Origin of the sequence: Marinobacter sp. NFXS11, assembly GCF_040148675.1 — a bacterium.
Classification (GTDB): Bacteria; Pseudomonadota; Gammaproteobacteria; order Pseudomonadales; family Oleiphilaceae; genus Marinobacter.
Genome location: NZ_JAGDDV010000001.1, coordinates 1,043,758 through 1,061,574, shown reverse-complemented (window position 1 = coordinate 1,061,574; position 17,817 = coordinate 1,043,758). Strand labels below are relative to the sequence as shown.

The following is a 17,817-nucleotide window of genomic DNA, read 5'->3' as shown; positions in this document are numbered from 1 at the left end:
CCGTAGCCTTCAGGCCGGCAACAGTTTCTCGATGTCGGCCCGAATATCCTCCGGCTTGGTTGTAGGCGGATAGCGACGTACCACCTTGCCATCGGGAGCCACCAGGAACTTGGTGAAGTTCCACTTGACCTTTTCCGACCCCATCAGTCCCTTGGCTTCATGCTTGAGAAAGCGAAACAGTGGGTGGGTGCCATCACCATTGACTTCGACTTTGGAAAACATAGGGAAGTCGACCCCGTAGTTAAGACTGCAGAACTGGCTAATTGTATCCTCGTCGCCCGGGTCCTGATTAAGGAACTGGTTGCAGGGAAAGCCCAGAACCTCAAACCCCTTACTCCCCAATTCATTGTGCAGGGACTGTAGGCCTTCGAATTGCGGCGTGAAACCACATTTACTGGCGGTATTCACGATCAGGAGCACCTTGCCCCGGTACTCTGCCATGCTTTGTTCATTACCCTTGATATCCCTTACCGTAAAATCGTAGACCGTCTCGCCTGCCATGGAGCTCTCCCTTCGATGTTTGTGTTCGTCGTGACTCCATTGTTCACAACACAGACCAAAAAACCATGGCAATGCAGGCTCTACGGCGATCATTTTTAAAAACCGGTTCAGGTTTGTGTGCTAAATCTGCCTTAACACGACACAATTCATCATAATTCCCCTGTTGCCGCCGGGCCTCGCTCCGCTAGAATAAAGGCCTCTCGTATTGGCAGGTGCCATTTTTCGATCTCAAAAGAAGGACGTCCGGGTCTTATGCAGAACTACTACAAATCCGCCAAGCTGGATAACGTGTGTTATGAAATACGTGGCGTAGTTCTGCGGGAAGCGCGTCGACTCGAAGAAGAAGGTCATCGCGTGCTCAAGCTCAACATCGGCAACCCTGCTGCCTTCGAGCTGGATGTCCCTGAGGAAATCCAGCAGGACGTCATCTACAACATGCACCAGGCCCAGGGCTATGTGGAATCAAAGGGGCTGTTCTCCGCCCGTAAGGCGGTCATGCACTACTGCCAGCAGCGGGGTATCGACAAGGTCGATATTGACGATATCTTCCTGGGCAACGGCGTCAGTGAGCTGATCGTCATGACGATGCAGGCCATGTTGAATACCGGCGACGAAGTCCTGATCCCCGCCCCCGACTACCCCTTGTGGACCGCAGCCGTCACACTTTCCAGCGGCAAACCCGTGCACTATCGCTGCGACGAACAGCAGGACTGGTTTCCGGATATTGACGATATCCGCAAGAAGATCACCCGGCGGACCCGTGCCATTGTTCTGATCAACCCCAACAACCCGACCGGGGCAGTGTATTCAAAGGAGCTTCTGGAGCAGGTCATCGAACTGGCCCGCAAGCACAACCTGATCATTCTTTCGGACGAGATTTACGACAAGATTCTCTATGACGGTACCCAGCACATCTCTACCGCCTCACTGGCCGACGACGTGCTGTTCTTTACCTATAACGGCCTGTCCAAGAATTACCGCGCAGCAGGTTACCGCTCGGGCTGGATGATCGTCAGTGGAGCAAAACACCGGGCGAAGGATCTGATCGAGGGCATCGACATGCTCTCCAATATGCGCCTGTGTGCCAACGTTCCAGCCCAACTCGCTATTCAGACAGCCCTGGGAGGCTATCAGTCCATCAACGATCTGGTGGCGCCGGGCGGACGTCTGTACGAACAGCGGGAGACGGCCTGGCGGATGCTCAACGACATTCCGGGTGTTAGCTGTGTCAAACCCCAGGGTGCGCTGTACCTGTTTCCTAAACTGGATCCCAAGCACTTCCCTATCGTAAACGACGAGAAACTGGTTCTGGACCTGCTGTTGCAGGAGAAAATCCTCCTGGTGCAGGGGTCGGCCTTCAATATCGATGACAGGCAGCACCTGAGAGTCGTGTTCCTGCCCAGGGAAGATACCCTCGAGGACGCCATGGGCCGGCTCGGCAATTTCCTTGCCCAATACCAGCAATAACGGGGAAAACCATGGCGGATATTCACGTCGAGGAATTCTACAAGGATGCGGCCATTGCCCTGGTGCAGCTGTATGGCGCCTTTCCCAGGCGCATCAACCTGTTTGTCGAGGACATTGCCGGCCCGGATGAGCCGGACGAATTTGGCCTGCACAGCAAGCGACACATGGCCTGTTTCGGCGCCCTGCTCTGGCTCGCAGAGGAAGGTCTGCTCCGGTACGTCGACACCATCCGCCAGGAGGCTCTGGACCAGGCGGTTCTGACCAGAGACGCCTTTATCCGCCTGAGCGCACCGGCGCCAGAGACTCTGACCAGCGAATTCGGTATCCCCGAGGAAACGGCTGCCGGTAATCTGCCCCCTTCCGTTCAGGAGGATCTTTCCACTCACATCCACCTGATTCGCAGGGCGCTGCGCGGGGGGAGCTCCGCCCGAATCAGCCAGATCATGCAGGCAACCTTTTTTGCCGACCGCGGCAATTATTAAATCACCGTAAGCTCGTTGATTGATTGAACCGCGACCGCATATAACGGTCTGAATAGCGGCTTTATTTTCTTTGACGAACTGATCAGGGCACCAACATGCGTATTCTGCTGTTTCTGGCAACCAACCTTGCTGTCATCCTTGTCGCGAGCTTTACACTGCGACTGTTGGGCGTGGATAGCTACCTTGCCCAGAATGGTATTCAGTATGGCTCTTTGCTGGCCTTCGCGGCGGTCTTCGGATTTGCCGGCGCCATCGTGTCTCTGCTGATATCCAAACGAATGGCCAAGTGGAGCACCAGGGCCCGGGTTATTGATTCCCCGAGAACACCTGCCGAGCGCTGGCTGGTGGATACCGTAGCCGAGTTGGCGAAGAACGCCGGTATCGGAATGCCGGAGGTGGCTATTTTCCCGGCGTCCCAATCCAACGCCTTCGCAACGGGTTGGAACAAGAACGATGCCCTGGTCGCCGTCAGCGAGGGCCTTTTGCATCGCTTCAACAAGGACGAAATCCGGGCAGTTCTGGGCCACGAAATCGGCCACGTGGCCAATGGCGACATGGTGACCCTGGCTCTGATTCAGGGTGTGGTGAACACGTTCGTGATCTTCGCCTCCCGGGTCATCGGTTCGTTTGTTGACCGGGTGATATTCAAGAACGAAAGTGGGCATGGCCTTGGTTTTTTCGCCGTCAGCATCGTTGCCGAGATTGTCCTGGGCATTCTGGCCAGCACGATCGTGTTCTGGTTCTCCCGCCGGCGGGAATTCCGGGCGGACATCGCTGGCGCCCAACTGGCGGGGCGCTCAGCCATGATCAGCGCGCTGGCAAGGCTGAAACAGGAAAGTGAAGTACCGGATCAGATGCCGGACTCTCTCCAGGCATTCGGCATCAATCGCGGAGCCCGGGGCGGCCTGAGTGCGCTATTCATGACGCATCCGCCGCTGGAAGATCGTATACAGGCATTGCAGCACGCCAAGCTGTAAAAAACGGGGCCCGAGGGCCCCGTTTTTTGTTTTACAGGTGTGACTCGTTCAAATCTTCAACTTGAACCCAATGGCCCGGAAACTGTCCTGCAACGATTTGCTGGTTCCCTTGAGCTGAATCTTGAGACTGGAGCACTCCCGACGTACCGGGTAATCACGACGGAGCCTGTCAAAAGCCGCACCTCGCTCCTCAACGGATCCTGTCATGGCATTACGCAGCCGGGAATCGTCGGGACGAGGGTCGTAGCATGCCCTTAGCGCAAGGCGGATGGCATCTTCTTCGTCCGCCGAGCTGGTAAAGGAAATTTTGCTGAGCGCCGGCTCCGGTAAAAACTGGCCGGCTTTTTTGCGAACCGGCAAACCCAGAAACTGGCTCAGAGCCTGGTAGATCATTTCCGTCCCCTGAACCTTGCCATCGAGGCTGTACCCGGCGATGTGCGGTGTCGCCAGCCAGACCCGGTCAACCAGTTCGGGATGAATCCTCGGTTCCTGTTCCCAGACATCCAGCGCCACGGTCGGCGCATTACCCTGCTCTAGCCGGGCCAGCAATGCCGAAGAGTCGATGACTTCTCCACGACCAGCATTGATAAGAAGCTGATTTGCGCCCAGAGCCTCAAGCTCGGGATGACCAATCATATGCAGAGTGGGATGGTCCCCTTCTCGCGTCAAGGGTGTGTGCAGGGACACCACATCACACTTCATGGCCTCTTCCAGCGACACAAACTCCTGGTCGTCCTCTTCCCGATCCGCCCTGGGCGGATCACAGAGCCGCACATCAAATCCAAGGCGCTCCAGTTTGCGGGCCAATTCGCCACCGACATTGCCGACCCCGACAATACCAACACTGAGCTGGGACCAGTCAGCAAGTCCACGCCGCTCCGCATGCAGCGAAAGCACAGACAACACGTACTCGGCAACACTGTTGGCGTTGCAGCCCGGCGCCGCCGAGAAGCGAATACCCGCGCCCTCGAGCCAGTCAAGATCGACATGGTCGGTACCGATGGTGGTTGTGCCGACAAACCGAACCCGACTACCCTCCAGGAGCTCACGATTTACCCTGGTGACGGAACGAACCAGCACGATATCGGCATCCCGGACATCCTCGTTCGACATGGAACGGCCGGATACCCGGCGAATCTCGCCGATATCGCCGAAAAAGGAATCGAGTAAGGGAATGTTTTCGTCTGCTACGATCAACATGTTGATATCCGGCCCTGTCAGTTCCTGCGCTGACGCTGATTGCGCCCACCCTGACCACGTCCACCGCCGCCCTGCGGGCGACGACTTCGCTTGCGGGTAATTGGCGGATTGTCCATCGGCGCCATGAGCGCCTCATCGGGCACGGCAGTCTTCAGCTTCTGGCTGATGTAGGTTTCGATGGCGGGAAGCGCGAACGAGTCATCCTCACCGGCAAAACTGATGGAAACCCCGTGCTTGCCAGCCCTGCCTGTGCGCCCAATCCGGTGCACATAATCTTCGGCATTATCAGGCAGATTGTAGTTGAAAACGTGGGTGACGCCGTTGACGTGAATACCACGGCCCGCCACATCGGTGGCCACCAGGACCTGGATGCTGCCTTTTTTGAACTGGTCCAGGGTTTTGAGGCGCTTGTTCTGGGCGATTTCTCCCGACATCAGAGCCACCTTGACGCCCTGGTTCCTCAGATCTTCTTCCAGGTCGCGGCACTGATCCCGGCGGTTGGCAAATACCAGCGCCTTTTCCACTTCCGGCCGCTTCAGGAAATTGACGAGCACCGGCAACTTTTCATCGTCGCCCACCAGGTAGACGGTCTGCTCGACCCGCTCCGCCGTTTTCTGCTCCGGCTCAATTTCGACAAACTCCGCGTTGCTCGTCCACATGGAGGCGAGGTTCAGTACGTCTTGGTTGAACGTGGCACTGAACAGCAGGGTCTGGCGCTCCTCTTTGGGTGTGCATTTGCGGATAATGCGCTTCACATCGGGAATGAAGCCCATGTCCAGCATGCGATCAGCCTCATCAAGGATCAGGATGTCGAGCTGGTCCAGAAACACGTCCTGGGATCCGAGAAAATCGATCAGACGGCCCGGGGTAGCAACCAGAATGTCGACGATCTCATTCTGCAACTGATCGCGCTGCTTGTCATAGTTCATGCCACCGACAACGGTTACTACGTTGTGGCCGGTATGCTGGCACAGTTGCTCAGCGTCTTTCGCGATCTGCATCGCCAGTTCCCGGGTGGGCGCCAGGGCCAGAACCCTCGGCTCGGAGGCAAATCGGTCCTTTTCGGGAATCGGGGTTTCCAGCAAACTCTGGATCGCCGTAATCAGAAACGCAGCGGTTTTGCCGGTGCCGGTCTGCGCCTGACCAATCAGATCTTCGCAGGCCAGTGTCCAGGGCAGTGTTTCGGCCTGAATGGGTGTGCAGTATTCAAAACCAATGGCCGTAATGGCATCCAGCAAACGTTTGTCGAGGTTCAGATCGCTGAATCTCAGATCACCGGTGTGTTTTGGGTCAGATGTCATAAAGTCTCAGTTTTCCTGGGAATGTCCTGATTCAGAATATAGCGGAGCGATACGTCGGGCATCTTCATGCCAGCGTTCTTCTAGGATTTCTCCGGTACCGTAAAATGTGGCCAGCGAGTCAAAAAATCTCTGGGCCCGGGGTGGCAACCCCTGTTCCAGATACTCACGTGCCTGGTCTCTGACTCTCTGCCGAAACCGCTCTTCATCGGCGGCGCCAACGCCGGAGAGGTTGTCCACGCTGATGTGAAAACGGGACCCTGCGGCCACCGAAAACAACCACTCAAGGGCCTGGGGCTTGACCTCAACCTGCTCGAACGCCTGTTGCTGCTGCAGTGTCCGGCCATCCGGACAGTACCAGTAACCATAGTCATGAAGTGTGCGCCGGTGCTCACCAGCAATACACCAGTGGCTTATTTCATGCAAAGCACTGGCATAATAGCCATGAGCGAAAACGACCTGTGCGAGACCTTCCGGATCGCTGGCAGGCAAGTATTCAGGTTCACCACTGCCTTTGACCAGAACTGTCCGGTATGCTTCCCGGAAAAGGTCATTAAACAGCATGATAAGATCATTTGGACTGTGATTCATTGGGTGGCTATTGTGCGACTTTACTGCCCCCAATACCAGAGGGAACTTTGACAGTCACGTCGTGTCCATGGCTGGCGTGCGCCGGCGCCGATTGCGGTGTAACAGTCGTAATTGAATAGACTCTGAACAGAGAGACACCAACCGGGAAATCTTACAATCAATGATCGCTTTTGCTGCAGTAACGACGATAAAACGCCAATGGGCAAATCCACTGGGCCTGATTCTGGCACTCGCCCTGGTGTGTTTGAGTTCCCCCTCCGCCTGGGCACTCGGTGGCAATGGAGGCTCGCTTTTCGGTGGCCAGGGCAGCGACTTTCTGCCCGTTGACGAAGCGCTGCCCTTCAGTTTCTCGACCGACGCTGACACCGTGGTTCTCTCCTGGAATATCACGCCCGGGCACTACCTGTATCGCGACCGCATCAGCATCACCGCTGCGAATCCCGGGGTAAGCCTGGGAGAACCCGCTTTCTCGGCGCCAGGCACGGTGACCGAGGATGAGTTCTTCGGCAAAACCACCGTTTTCTTTGATCCCGTTGAAGCCCGTGTGCCTGTCATACTGCCTGCTGGCCTTCGGGAAGCCGAACTTCAGGTAACCTACCAGGGCTGCGCCAAAGCAGGCTTGTGTTACCCGCCCCAGACCCGGGATGTACTCTTCTACGAGGGTAGCGGCGGATCCGGCTCGCAGACCGCCGCAACAGCGGGTTTTGCGTCAGGCGACAGTGTTCCCGTCGACACGGAAACCGCCACCGGCCTCGCCGGCTTTCTGGCCCAGCAATCCACCCTGGTCATTGCCGGTGTATTTTTGCTCCTCGGGTTGGGACTCACCTTCACGCCGTGTGTGCTGCCCATGGTCCCGATTATTTCCTCGCTGGTTTCCGGCAGAAACACCCGGACAACCGGCCATGCCCTGCTCCTGTCCGGTAGCTATGTACTGGGCATGGCACTCACATACGCTGCGGCCGGCGTGCTGACGGGCCTGCTGGGGGCCAGCTTCAATCTTCAGGCACAATTGCAGTCACCCTGGGTTCTGAGCGTCTTTGCGCTGATGTTTGTCGTTTTCGCACTGTCGATGTTCGATCTGTTCGAAATCCAGCTGCCTCGCTTTATTCGCGAACCACTCAATGATGCCAGTCACCGGCTCACGGGGAGTCGGGTATTCAGTATTTTCGGTATCGGCGCCCTGTCAGCGCTGATCGTATCGCCCTGCGTATCGGCGCCACTCGCTGGCAGCCTGCTGTATATCTCGACGACCCAGGACGCCGTAATCGGCGGGGTTGCCCTGTTTGCGCTTGGACTTGGAATGGGCATTCCGTTGATTCTGGTGGCGGTGGGTGGCCGGAAACTCCTACCAACAACCGGCCACTGGATGACCGCCGTGAAGCACTTCTATGGTGTGATGTTGCTGGCCGTAGCCATCTGGCTGGTGGAACGCCTGGTGCCGGGGTGGCTGGCACTGACCCTGTGGGGCCTCCTGGTCGCCATCACCGGCGTTCAACTGGGGGCCTTTGACGCTGCCAAGGCGGGCTGGGAGCGCACTCGTAAAGGTCTGGGCCTGGTCCTCTTCGCCTATGGTCTGGCGTTGCTGGCAGGCGCCGTGGGTGGCGCCAATGACCCATTAAAACCTCTGGCACCATTCACCATCGCCTCAGCATCGTCAGGCGTCATTGGGACCGCTGGCATTCAGCACGCTGATTTCGTGCGGGTCGAACGGCCAGCGGATATTCAGGCGATGCTAGAACAGGCTCGCGAGAAGGGCCGGCCCGTGCTGCTCGATTTCTACGCCGACTGGTGCATCTCCTGCAAGGTGATGGAACGCAATGTTTTCAGCAAGCCGGATGTTATCCAGGCGCTCAGCCCCTTCACCCTGCTTCAGATCGACATGACGGACAACACCCCCGAGCAGCAGGCCATGCTGGACGAACTGGGCCTGTTCGGGCCGCCCGCCATGCTATTCTATGGCAGCAACGGGGAAGAACTTGCCCAACGAAGAGTGCTGGGCGAAATGGATCGGGAGGAATTCCTTGGCCACCTGCAGACGCTGCGGCCGGAAGCCTGACTGGCAAAATCGCTATTGTCCCCGGCGTATCAGGTAGATAAACAGATCGTCCTCTTCCAACTGTTTCACCAGTTCATGGCCGAGAAACTGGCAGAACCTCGGTATGTCCCGGGTGGTAGAGGGGTCGGTCGCCACAACCCGCAACACGCCACCAGGTTGGACATCGTTGATCCGATTATGAAGCATCATGACCGGTTCCGGGCAGAAAAGGCCCCGGGCGTCCAGCTCGAGGTCGTAGTCAGTTGCGGTCACACGTCGTCTCCCATCAATGAACCTGATTTTTCGTAAAAACCTGCTAAATTATTGTTTATAACAGTTAAACCACTTGGAGGTTTCTCATGATCCGGGTTCTGATCGAACGCCATATTGCCGAAACCCTTGAAACAGCCTACGAAGAACGGTCGCGCAAGGTTCTGCAGCAGGCTGTCAGTGCCCCCGGTTTCATTTCTGGCGAAACCCTGCTCGACAGCCACGACCCCAATCACCGGATAACACTGGCGAACTGGCGCTCCGAAGCAGACTGGGATCGATGGTTTCACTCCGATGAGCGCCGTGAACTCATGCTGGAGCTTATCCCCATGATGGACGAAGAAGAGCACATTACAGTGCTGGAGCAAAGCGCCTTTTAACCCGTCCGCTCGATGAAACAGGTTATTTCTTCCCTGTCATGGTAAAGGTGGCGGGCTTTAAGGCGAAAACCGATGCCCGCCTTTTTCAAGCCATCAACGAGAATGTCCCGGCAAATCAGCCACTCGTCATAGCGCTTTTTCATAGGCAACTTCAGATTGAAAACCGTGTAACGGCAAAGGCCTTCACCTAGCCAGGTCACAGCCAATTTTGCCGTTTTCCGGGGCTGATCCACAATGTCGCAGACCATCCAGTCGATGCCGCGCCTGGGCCGCCAACCATAGCCATCCGCCTCCACATGCTCCACCTGCCCAGAGGCCATTAATTCAAGATTCATTGGGCCGTTGTCCACTGCGGTTACCATCATCCCCTGGCGCACAAGCTGCCAGGTCCATCCGCCCGGAGCAGCGCCAAGATCCGCGGCCTTCTTGCCACCACCAAGGTAGTCCAGCTCCTGTTCCGGGGGCAGAAACACCTTCCAGGCCTCTTCGAGCTTGAGCGCTGAACGACTGGGCGCTGATGCCGGCAGCCGCAGGCGTGGGATGCCACCAACGTAACGTGCCCGGTTATCCGCCAGACTGAAACCGACGACCGCCGACGTAAAATCGGGGAGAAAAACCTCCAGACGCGCCGGCGCAGGAGCATTCTGGTCAGCCTTCAGGAGGCCGGCTCCTCGCAAACCGCGGGAGAGCGGAGACACCCACTTTCGGGCAAAGTTTCCAAGGTCTCCATCCGCGTTGTTTTCCGGTAGCCGGACTTCCAGCCGCGCGCAACCCGGAAAACCGCGCCCAAGTCCGCGGATTCCCTCGATAACGGCACCGACCCTGTCAGTCTCCGGCAAGCTGAATTGCCCGAGAACGACAATCCAGTCACGGACGAAGACCATCTCCTCGAGAGGCAGACGAGCCATTACATCATCGGCAGTTTCCGGAGCGGCCGGGTAGAAGCGCACCAGACCCTGGTCTTTCAGGGGCTCGAAATACCCGAAAATACCTCGCTCCGAGGCTGAGTCGATCATTTCACGGCCGGCTTCGGTTTCAAAGCCTGGCCGGCAAAACACAAGAATCTGTTCCATGCATTTCCTGAATCAGGGTCGGAGACCAACCCGTAAAAGTTGAAACTGTTTAACAGCTTAGATTGTCTTCTCTGGCTACACTTCCCGCTCTGATAACCGCGGGAAGCCATGAATGTCGTCCGTTTTGCGCTTGATTGCCATTCTCTGTCTTTTGCTGGCCCCTGCCCTGGCGCTGCCAGATACGGGTTCGGTGCCGTCGGACTGCCCTGTGCTCGAGGCCACCGATACTGCTGCCCGCGCTTCCCTGATGCAATACGTTTGCTATTACAGCGCGCCGCCGGGGGCGCCAGGACATGAAGCAAGTAATCCGGACCAACTCCCCCGAAATATCGTTTGGACCCCGGCAAACGGCCGGGACCTGGTATTCAGCCACACCAAATCCGTTTACTGGGTACACCTGCAAGTCAGGAACTCAGGCGCTGAGCGGGCCGCCTGGTACCTGAAACTCAACTACCCCCTGCTGGACGAAGTCACATTCTGGCAGGCGGGTAATGATACTACAGAGACACTGGTTACCGGAGATCAGCGGCCTTTCGGGTCCAGGGTGGTAGACTACCGGTACTTTTTGCTTCCCGTCACACTGGATGGCGGTGAAACCCGGTCTCTGACGATCCGGATCCACAGCAATGGCGCACTGAACGTGCCGCTCAGCTTTGAAACCCCGGCGGAAGTCATTGCCCGCAGTAATCATCTGACACTCACCCACGGGCTATTCTACGGCGCGCTGCTGGTATTTGCGGTCTTCAACCTTCTGCTGTTTTTCAGCTCCGGGACCGGCTATTACTTCTACAACGCTTTTTACCTGGCAGCACTGGGACTCTTTCTGTTCGCCATGGGCGGCTTCGCAAACCAGTACTTCTGGCCAGACAACCCAGGCTTTGCCAATACATCCATCCCCCTGTCTTTGTCCCTTTGCGCCCTGGCCATGATCCTTTTCGGCCGGTCCTTCCTTGAAGTGGACCGCGGAACCATCTCGGAAACGGTCCTTAAGGGGCAGGCCTGGTTCTGCATTGGCTTCCTGGCGCTGACACTGATACTGCCCTACAACAAAACGATTCTGCTCAATACCGTTCTTGCGCTAACGGTTATTTCAAGCCTGTTCATCATCGCAGCGGTTCGATGGAAACAGGGGTATCAGCCGGCCATGTGGTATCTGCTGGCCTGGCTGATCATGCTGGTTGGTGGTCTGATCTATGCCCTTGCGGCTTTTGGCTATCTGCATGACTTTCTTGCACGGGAGGCGCTGATGCAATCAGCAGTGGGAGGACAGGTAATCCTGCTGAACTATGCGATGGTGCAAAGGTGGCGCCTGCTGAACCAGAAGCTTCTGGATGTGGAACACAATGCAAGGACAGAACTGGAATTCAAGGTGCATGAACGTACCGCGCAGCTGCGGAACACCATGCGGGAACTGGAAAAGGCCAACCGCAAGCTATCGACACTGAGCCTGAATGACGTCCTGACCGGCCTTTACAATCGAAGGCACCTGAACAACATATTCCCGGAGTTGTGCGCCGAAGCGCGGCGCACCTCCCAGCCACTGACCCTGGCGCTGGTCGATGCCGACCATTTCAAGCACATTAACGACACCTGGGGCCATGGCTTTGGGGACAGCTGCCTTCAGTTCATCGCCGAAATGCTCACCCGGCACGTAAAACGCCCCCGGGATGTTGCCATTCGATTCGGTGGTGAGGAGTTTGCATTACTGCTGCCCGGAACCGATGCGACTGGGGCTTTGAATGTCTGTTCCGCACTGCTTCAAGACATCGCGAGGACGCCACTACTCTCCCCGGACGGCAACAAGGTGAGAATAACCCTGAGCGCAGGTATCGCATCACTCAACTCTGGCGAGACCCAGAACCAACTGTTCGAACGAGCCGATGAGGCCCTGTACCGTGCAAAGAGCAAGGGCCGCAACCGCGCTGAGCTCTCTGAGGCTATCGGGGTGCAGTAGAGATCAGGCTCAAAGCCGCTCATCCACAAAGATCCGGGTTTCCCGGGCAGCCGCCACGATCAGTTCACTTTGAGTCTGTGCCTGGCTTTTCAGCGGTTGGAAATCGTGGTTACCACCTTCCAGCCAGCGCAACCGGATTCCCTCCAACTCCGGCTCATGGCCGGGCATCTCGGAAGGTTTCCCGAATGGATCCCGTGTCCCCTGAAGCACCAGCATGGGGCAGCCCACATCCTGGAAATGTGCGGTACGCCAGCGATCGTGCTTCCCGGGCGGATGGAAGGGATAACCAAAGCAGGCGACACCATCAATTCCTTCCCGACGGCTGGCCAGGATGCTGGCCATGCGTCCACCCATCGATTTGCCACCCACCAGCACCCTGCAGGCAGGTCCGCAATCTGATCGCACCTGGTCAACCACCCGGGTAAAGCATTCCAGCAACACGTGCTCTCTGTCGGGCGGTCGCTTCTTGCTATCCAGACGCCTTTTCTGCATGTAGGGGAACTCAAAACGTACCGTCGCAATGCCCTCACGCTCCAGCGCTGCCGAAAGCTCTTCCATGAAACCCGAATCGGCCGGCGCACCGGCGCCGTGCGCCAAAATCAGTACAACTTTCGGTTCATTCCCATAGCCTTTGGTCTTAATCAACTCCACAGAATTCACCTCATCCAGTTAAGCGACTATCATTGCTCTCAGGCAACACACATTCCCTACGCTGAAATAACTCCAATAACGGCACTGAAAAGGAAGCCATGTTGCTGATTTCGGCGCATTTGATGGATGTCAGGAGTTGACCTGAGTCATTGCAAACAGCTAATCCTTTCTCCATACTTGCGCCCGCATATTTCCCCACTTTAAACCCATTGGTAAGGCTATGAGCACAGTAAATGCAAACCTGACATACAACTACAAGGTGGTGAGACAATTCGCCATCATGACGGTGGTATGGGGTATTGTAGGTATGTCGCTGGGTGTGCTGATTGCAGCGCAACTGGTATGGCCATCCCTCAACCTCGACCTGCCCTTTACCCACTTCGGCCGAATCCGGCCGCTGCACACCAACGCCGTCATCTTCGGCTTCGGTGGAAGTGCCTTGTTCGCTACCTCCTACTATGTGGTGCAACGGACCTGTCAGGCGCGCCTGATTTCGGATGGCCTCGCTGCATTCACATTCTGGGGTTGGCAGGCGATTATCTTGTCGGCCGCCATCACGCTCCCGCTCGGCCTTACCTCCTCCAAGGAATACGCTGAACTGGAATGGCCAATCGATATTGCCATCACGATTGTTTGGGTAATCTACGCTCTGGTGTTCTTCGGAACCATCACGAAACGTAGCACCCCACACATCTATGTGGCCAACTGGTTCTACGGTGCCTTCATCATCACGGTTGCTGCCCTGCACATCGGTAACAATTTGGCATTGCCGGCCACCGCCTTCAAGTCCTATTCCGCCTATGCAGGTGTCACCGATGCCATGATGCAGTGGTGGTATGGACACAATGCCGTAGGTTTCTTCCTGACCGCAGGCTTCCTGGGCATGATGTACTACTTCGTTCCCAAGCAGGCCAACCGTCCGGTTTATTCCTACCGCTTGTCGATCGTTCACTTCTGGGCGCTGATTGCGACTTACGTTTGGGCCGGCGGTCACCACCTGCACTACTCTGCCCTGCCAGACTGGGCCCAGACTGCAGGCATGGTTATGTCCCTGATTCTGCTCGCACCTTCCTGGGGCGGTATGATCAACGGCATGATGACCCTGTCGGGTGCATGGCACAAACTGCGTACCGATCCAATCCTGCGGTTCCTTGTGGTTTCCCTGTCCTTCTACGGCATGTCTACCTTTGAGGGTCCGATGATGGCCATCAAGACGGTTAACGCGCTATCTCACAACACTGACTGGACCATCGGCCACGTTCACTCCGGTGCGCTGGGCTGGGTCGCCATGATCAGTATCGGTGCCATGTATCACCTGATCCCCAAACTGTGGGGTGTGCAAGCCATGTTCAGTACGAACCTGATCAACGTTCATTTCTGGCTCGCAACAGTGGGTACAGTGCTCTACATCGTAGCGATGTGGGTCAACGGCATTATGCAAGGCCTGATGTGGCGGGCTGTTAACCAGGACGGCACTCTGACCTACAGCTTTGTAGAAGCGCTGGAGGCCTCTTATCCGGGCTATTTCGTTCGGTTCATTGGTGGCGCTATCTTCCTGAGCGGTATGCTTATCATGGCCTACAACGTGTACATGACCATACGCCAGAAGGAAGCGGTTGCGCAGGATAATGCGGCGACACAGCCTGCGTAACGGGAGAGAGATCAAATGAAACACGAAATTGTTGAAAAAAATATTGGTCTGATGATCGTCTTGATCATCCTGACTATCAGCGGTGGCTTTCTCGCGGAGATAGTGCCTCTTTTCTTCCAGAAAAGCGTGAATGAGCCTGTAGAGGGCCTTGAGCCTCTCTCGGCTGTGGAACTGGAAGGTCGGGACATTTACATCCGCGAAGGCTGCCACGTATGCCATACCCAGCAGATTCGTCCTTTCCGGGCGGAAACTGAGCGGTATGGTCATTACTCCGTTGCGGGCGAATTTGTTTATGACCGTCCGTTCCTGTGGGGATCCAAGCGTACTGGCCCGGACCTGGCTCGCGTTGGTGGTCGGTATTCCGATGCATGGCAGCGCCAGCATCTTTACAACCCACGCAGCGTCGTTCCCGAGTCAAACATGCCGGCATTTCCCTGGCTGTTTGAAGATCGGGTAGACCATACCAAGACCGCCGCGAAGATGGAGACCCTCCAAACACTGGGCGTGCCCTACACTGACGAGCAGATTGCAGAAGCTTCGGCTCAGGTGGAAGGCAAATTCGAAATCGAGGCTCTGGTCGCGTACCTGCAACAACTTGGTACCGTGATATCAGAAAGACGGTGAACTAATGGATATTAATGAGTTACGCGGCATTCACACACTTTTGGTAATGGCGGTTTTTTTTGGAATCGTCTGGTGGGCCTACAGCGCTCACCGCAAAAAAGCCAACGATGAGGCAGCGCACCTGCCCTTCGATGACGATGACGTGGAACAGCGTACGCTCGAACAGGAAAAAACGGAGAATAAACAATGAGTACCTTCTGGAGCATCTGGATCAGTGTGATCGTGCTCGGTACGGTGTTTGGCTGCTGGTGGCTGCTGTGGGCGACTCGAAAGAGCCAGACGACCGATTCCGAAACCGATCGCACAACAGGCCATTCCTTTGATGGCATCGAAGAGTATGACAACCCGCTGCCAAAGTGGTGGTTTTACCTGTTCCTCGCAACCTGTATTTTCTCGCTTGGCTATCTCGCCCTCTACCCGGGCCTTGGCAACTTCAAAGGGCTTCTGGGCTGGACTTCCACAAATCAGTGGGAGGCCGAAGTTGCGGAAGCCGAGGAGAAATATGGCCCCATTTATGCCCAGTACGGCCAGACTCCGGTTCCCGAGTTAGCAGAAAACGGCGATGCCATGAAAATTGGCCAGCGTCTCTTTGCTAACAACTGTGCCGTCTGTCATGGCTCGGCGGCTCGTGGTCAGGTCGGCTTTCCCAACCTGACTGACGACGACTGGCTGTATGGCGGAACACCTGAAGCGATCCTGAGCACACTTCACAATGGTCGAATGGGTGCCATGCCTGCCAAAGGCACAATGCCCAACATGACCAACGAACAGGTCGATCAGGTGGTTAATTACGTACTGAGCTTCAGTGGGCGCGAGAAAGATGCAGAAGCGGCAAAAGCCGGTGAAGCAGTTTTTGCACAGGCTTGCGTGGCGTGCCACGGCGCCGATGGCAAGGGTAACCAGGCCCTTGGCGCACCAAACCTGACAGATAATACCTGGCTCTACGGTTCTACCTATGACTGGATCAAGGAGACCGTTATGAACGGTCGCCAGAACCAGATGCCAGCCCAAAGCGGTCGCCTCTCCGAGGACCAGATTCAGATTCTCGCGGCTTACGTCTACAGCCTATCGAACTGAGTCAGCCGGCCGGGGGTCAATCCCCGGCACGGTCTTTTCAACCCTGTGTCTGCGATGCGGGCACAGGCTTGAAGAGATCAGCAGCCTAACGGCCTGTTGCCCCGCATTATCATTTTTTTGGAGGTAACGATGAGCAGTGAGATTCCGGTCAAACAGGTTGACCCATCCTCTGACCCCTCCGACAACAACAATAAATCCGGAACCGTCGAGCTATACGCCAGCCGCAAGAAGATTTACGTGAAGGAAGTCAAAGGCTTCTTTCAGCGTATCCGTAATGTCAGTCTTTTACTTTTGATGGGCATGTACTTTGCCTTTGTCTGGTTCACCCTGGACGGACAACCGCTGATTCATTTCGACCTTCCTGCCCGTGAATTCCATCTTTACGGAGCGACGTTCTACCCGAAAGATTTTATCTTGCTCTCGGGAATGCTGATTATCAGCGCTTTTGGTCTGTTCTTCATTACCACGTTATTTGGCCGGGTCTGGTGTGGCTACACTTGCCCCCAGACCGTGTGGACCTTCATATTCATGTGGGTTGAAGAACGGATCGAAGGAAGCCGAAACAAGCGTATGAAGCTGGACAAGGCCCCACGATCCACTGAAAAGGTTGTCAAAAAATCCGCCAAGCATGCGGTATGGCTGTTGATCGCGCTGGCCACTGGTCTGACCTTCGTCGGCTATTTCTACCCCATTCGCGAATTGATTGCAGATCTGTTCACCCTGCAGGCCAATGGCTGGGCCTATTTCTGGGTTGCCTTTTTCACCGTAGCCACCTACCTCAATGCAGGATGGATGCGTGAGCAGGTTTGTCTATACATGTGCCCTTATGCACGCTTCCAGTCGGTGATGTTTGACCCCAACACCCGGGTGGTCTCCTACGATCCCAACCGCGGCGAGCCCCGGGGCGGGCGCAAGAAAGGCGTGGATCCGGCGGAGGCCGGGCTGGGCGACTGCATCGACTGTGGCCAGTGCGTTCAGGTATGTCCGACTGGTATCGACATCAGAGACGGGCTGCAGTACGAGTGTATCGGCTGCGCCCTGTGCATTGATGCCTGTGACGAGATCATGGACAAGATGAATTATCCCAGAGGGCTTATCCGTTACACCACAGAGAATGAGTTGGAGGGTAAGACCTCGAAGCTCCTGCGGCCCAGAACCTTTGGCTACGGCGCCGTGCTGTCGGTCATGATTGCTGCGATTATTTTCACGATTGCCACCCGGGTTCCCGCCCAGATGGATGCTCTGCGTGATCGCGGTGCGCTGTTCAGCTTCAATGGTGAGGGTCGGATCGAGAATTCCTACACCCTCAAAATCGCCAATATGACAGAGGTGCCTCAAACCTTCGCCCTGTCGGTGACCGGGCTGGATGGAATTCGTATCCTGACTGACAACTCAGTGACCGTAGAGAGTGGCGAAAACCGTTCGCTGCCGACTGTTGTCGATGTGCCACCAGAATCCATTACCGAATCCAATAACGACATTCTGTTCAGGGCTCAATCAGAATCAGATTCTTCGCTGAGCCTGGAAACCGAAAGTCGATTCGTCGGTCCAACGCGCTGATCATTGATCGCGTGCGCATCCGAACG

18 protein-coding genes are annotated in these 17,817 nt (G+C 56.3%); 11 read left to right on the top strand and 7 right to left on the bottom strand.

Annotated elements, in window-relative coordinates; genetic code table 11:
* Nucleotides 1–9 precede the first annotated feature (9 nt).
* The gene (locus J3362_RS04985; RefSeq protein WP_349518388.1) at nucleotides 10–501 is read right to left on the bottom strand and encodes a glutathione peroxidase; all 492 of its coding nucleotides are present in this window, start codon (nucleotides 499–501) and stop codon (nucleotides 10–12) included.
* Between the two features lie 252 nt (nucleotides 502–753).
* Between J3362_RS04985 and J3362_RS04980 the strand changes: the two genes are divergently transcribed.
* The 3 genes from J3362_RS04980 to htpX all read left to right on the top strand — a co-directional run bounded on the left by J3362_RS04980 (nucleotide 754) and on the right by htpX (nucleotide 3,427).
* Nucleotides 754–1,968, top strand: a complete 1,215-nt coding sequence (locus J3362_RS04980) for a pyridoxal phosphate-dependent aminotransferase (RefSeq protein WP_349518387.1) — start codon at nucleotides 754–756, stop codon at nucleotides 1,966–1,968.
* Nucleotides 1,969–1,979: 11 nt separating this feature from the next.
* The gene (locus J3362_RS04975) at nucleotides 1,980–2,450 is read left to right on the top strand and encodes a hypothetical protein (protein WP_349518386.1); all 471 of its coding nucleotides are present in this window, start codon (nucleotides 1,980–1,982) and stop codon (nucleotides 2,448–2,450) included.
* 95 nt (nucleotides 2,451–2,545) lie between these two features.
* Nucleotides 2,546–3,427: a protease HtpX gene (gene htpX / locus J3362_RS04970; RefSeq protein WP_349518384.1), complete on the top strand. Its 882-nt coding sequence runs from the start codon at nucleotides 2,546–2,548 to the stop codon at nucleotides 3,425–3,427.
* 48 nt (nucleotides 3,428–3,475) lie between these two features.
* Here the strand turns inward: htpX and pdxB are convergent, their stop codons facing one another.
* Genes pdxB through J3362_RS04955 form a run of 3 tightly spaced genes read right to left on the bottom strand, consistent with a single transcriptional unit; the run spans nucleotide 3,476 to nucleotide 6,489 of the window.
* A complete protein-coding gene (pdxB, locus tag J3362_RS04965; RefSeq protein ID WP_349518383.1) occupies nucleotides 3,476–4,627 on the bottom strand; it encodes a 4-phosphoerythronate dehydrogenase PdxB in 1,152 nt (383 codons plus the stop codon).
* Between the two features lie 17 nt (nucleotides 4,628–4,644).
* The gene (locus tag J3362_RS04960; protein ID WP_349518382.1) at nucleotides 4,645–5,928 is read right to left on the bottom strand and encodes a DEAD/DEAH box helicase; all 1,284 of its coding nucleotides are present in this window, start codon (nucleotides 5,926–5,928) and stop codon (nucleotides 4,645–4,647) included.
* A 6-nt stretch (nucleotides 5,929–5,934) separates the two neighbouring features.
* Entirely contained in the window at nucleotides 5,935–6,489 is a 555-nt protein-coding gene (locus J3362_RS04955; RefSeq protein WP_349518381.1) for an elongation factor P hydroxylase, read from the bottom strand.
* A gap of 187 nt (nucleotides 6,490–6,676) precedes the next feature.
* Between J3362_RS04955 and dsbD the strand changes: the two genes are divergently transcribed.
* Nucleotides 6,677–8,572 (top strand): protein-disulfide reductase DsbD, encoded by a 1,896-nt coding sequence (dsbD, locus tag J3362_RS04950; RefSeq protein ID WP_349518380.1) that lies wholly within the window; start codon nucleotides 6,677–6,679, stop codon nucleotides 8,570–8,572.
* A 12-nt stretch (nucleotides 8,573–8,584) separates the two neighbouring features.
* Here the strand turns inward: dsbD and tusA are convergent, their stop codons facing one another.
* On the bottom strand, nucleotides 8,585–8,824 hold the full coding sequence (gene tusA / locus J3362_RS04945; RefSeq protein ID WP_014577444.1) for a sulfurtransferase TusA: 240 nt from the start codon (nucleotides 8,822–8,824) through the stop codon (nucleotides 8,585–8,587).
* Nucleotides 8,825–8,910: 86 nt separating this feature from the next.
* On the opposite strand from tusA, the gene J3362_RS04940 reads away from it, so the two are divergent.
* Nucleotides 8,911–9,201, top strand: a complete 291-nt coding sequence (locus J3362_RS04940) for an antibiotic biosynthesis monooxygenase family protein (protein ID WP_014577445.1) — start codon at nucleotides 8,911–8,913, stop codon at nucleotides 9,199–9,201.
* On the opposite strand, the gene rlmM is transcribed toward J3362_RS04940, so the two are convergent.
* On the bottom strand, nucleotides 9,198–10,274 hold the full coding sequence (gene rlmM, locus J3362_RS04935; protein ID WP_349518379.1) for a 23S rRNA (cytidine(2498)-2'-O)-methyltransferase RlmM: 1,077 nt from the start codon (nucleotides 10,272–10,274) through the stop codon (nucleotides 9,198–9,200). The two genes, J3362_RS04940 and rlmM, sit on opposite strands and share 4 nt — an antisense overlap.
* Before the next feature lie 112 nt (nucleotides 10,275–10,386).
* Here rlmM and J3362_RS04930 point away from each other — a divergent pair, with 112 nt between their 5' ends.
* The gene (locus J3362_RS04930; RefSeq protein WP_349518378.1) at nucleotides 10,387–12,228 is read left to right on the top strand and encodes a sensor domain-containing diguanylate cyclase; all 1,842 of its coding nucleotides are present in this window, start codon (nucleotides 10,387–10,389) and stop codon (nucleotides 12,226–12,228) included.
* Between the two features lie 9 nt (nucleotides 12,229–12,237).
* Here J3362_RS04930 and J3362_RS04925 read toward each other — a convergent pair whose 3' ends face one another.
* On the bottom strand, nucleotides 12,238–12,879 hold the full coding sequence (locus J3362_RS04925; RefSeq protein ID WP_349518377.1) for an alpha/beta family hydrolase: 642 nt from the start codon (nucleotides 12,877–12,879) through the stop codon (nucleotides 12,238–12,240).
* Between the two features lie 220 nt (nucleotides 12,880–13,099).
* On the opposite strand from J3362_RS04925, the gene ccoN reads away from it, so the two are divergent.
* The 5 genes from ccoN (at nucleotide 13,100) to ccoG (ending at nucleotide 17,791) form a co-directional block, all read left to right on the top strand.
* Nucleotides 13,100–14,530, top strand: coding sequence for a cytochrome-c oxidase, cbb3-type subunit I (gene ccoN, locus J3362_RS04920; RefSeq protein WP_349518376.1), 1,431 nt, complete (start codon nucleotides 13,100–13,102; stop codon nucleotides 14,528–14,530).
* Nucleotides 14,531–14,545: 15 nt separating this feature from the next.
* On the top strand, nucleotides 14,546–15,154 hold the full coding sequence (ccoO, locus tag J3362_RS04915; RefSeq protein WP_349518375.1) for a cytochrome-c oxidase, cbb3-type subunit II: 609 nt from the start codon (nucleotides 14,546–14,548) through the stop codon (nucleotides 15,152–15,154).
* A gap of 4 nt (nucleotides 15,155–15,158) precedes the next feature.
* Nucleotides 15,159–15,344: a cbb3-type cytochrome oxidase subunit 3 gene (locus J3362_RS04910; RefSeq protein WP_349518374.1), complete on the top strand. Its 186-nt coding sequence runs from the start codon at nucleotides 15,159–15,161 to the stop codon at nucleotides 15,342–15,344.
* Nucleotides 15,341–16,231, top strand: coding sequence for a cytochrome-c oxidase, cbb3-type subunit III (ccoP, locus tag J3362_RS04905; RefSeq protein WP_349518373.1), 891 nt, complete (start codon nucleotides 15,341–15,343; stop codon nucleotides 16,229–16,231). Before J3362_RS04910 ends, ccoP begins: the two co-directional genes overlap by 4 nt.
* 129 nt (nucleotides 16,232–16,360) lie before the next feature.
* A complete protein-coding gene (ccoG, locus tag J3362_RS04900) occupies nucleotides 16,361–17,791 on the top strand; it encodes a cytochrome c oxidase accessory protein CcoG (protein ID WP_349518372.1) in 1,431 nt (476 codons plus the stop codon).
* Nucleotides 17,792–17,817: the final 26 nt, after the last annotated feature.

Excerpts from the sequence above, each read along its gene's own strand:
- J3362_RS04985 (WP_349518388.1), bottom strand. The coding sequence starts at position 501 with ATGGCAGGCGAGACGGTCTACGATTTTACGGTAAGGGATATCAAGGGT.
- J3362_RS04980 (WP_349518387.1), top strand. The coding sequence starts at position 754 with ATGCAGAACTACTACAAATCCGCCAAGCTGGATAACGTGTGTTATGAA.
- J3362_RS04975 (WP_349518386.1), top strand. The coding sequence starts at position 1,980 with ATGGCGGATATTCACGTCGAGGAATTCTACAAGGATGCGGCCATTGCC.
- htpX (WP_349518384.1), top strand. The coding sequence starts at position 2,546 with ATGCGTATTCTGCTGTTTCTGGCAACCAACCTTGCTGTCATCCTTGTC.
- pdxB (WP_349518383.1), bottom strand. The coding sequence starts at position 4,627 with ATGTTGATCGTAGCAGACGAAAACATTCCCTTACTCGATTCCTTTTTC.
- J3362_RS04960 (WP_349518382.1), bottom strand. The coding sequence starts at position 5,928 with ATGACATCTGACCCAAAACACACCGGTGATCTGAGATTCAGCGATCTG.
- J3362_RS04955 (WP_349518381.1), bottom strand. The coding sequence starts at position 6,489 with ATGCTGTTTAATGACCTTTTCCGGGAAGCATACCGGACAGTTCTGGTC.
- dsbD (WP_349518380.1), top strand. The coding sequence starts at position 6,677 with ATGATCGCTTTTGCTGCAGTAACGACGATAAAACGCCAATGGGCAAAT.
- J3362_RS04940 (WP_014577445.1), top strand. The coding sequence starts at position 8,911 with ATGATCCGGGTTCTGATCGAACGCCATATTGCCGAAACCCTTGAAACA.
- rlmM (WP_349518379.1), bottom strand. The coding sequence starts at position 10,274 with ATGGAACAGATTCTTGTGTTTTGCCGGCCAGGCTTTGAAACCGAAGCC.
- J3362_RS04930 (WP_349518378.1), top strand. The coding sequence starts at position 10,387 with ATGTCGTCCGTTTTGCGCTTGATTGCCATTCTCTGTCTTTTGCTGGCC.
- ccoN (WP_349518376.1), top strand. The coding sequence starts at position 13,100 with ATGAGCACAGTAAATGCAAACCTGACATACAACTACAAGGTGGTGAGA.
- ccoO (WP_349518375.1), top strand. The coding sequence starts at position 14,546 with ATGAAACACGAAATTGTTGAAAAAAATATTGGTCTGATGATCGTCTTG.
- J3362_RS04910 (WP_349518374.1), top strand. The coding sequence starts at position 15,159 with ATGGATATTAATGAGTTACGCGGCATTCACACACTTTTGGTAATGGCG.
- ccoP (WP_349518373.1), top strand. The coding sequence starts at position 15,341 with ATGAGTACCTTCTGGAGCATCTGGATCAGTGTGATCGTGCTCGGTACG.
- ccoG (WP_349518372.1), top strand. The coding sequence starts at position 16,361 with ATGAGCAGTGAGATTCCGGTCAAACAGGTTGACCCATCCTCTGACCCC.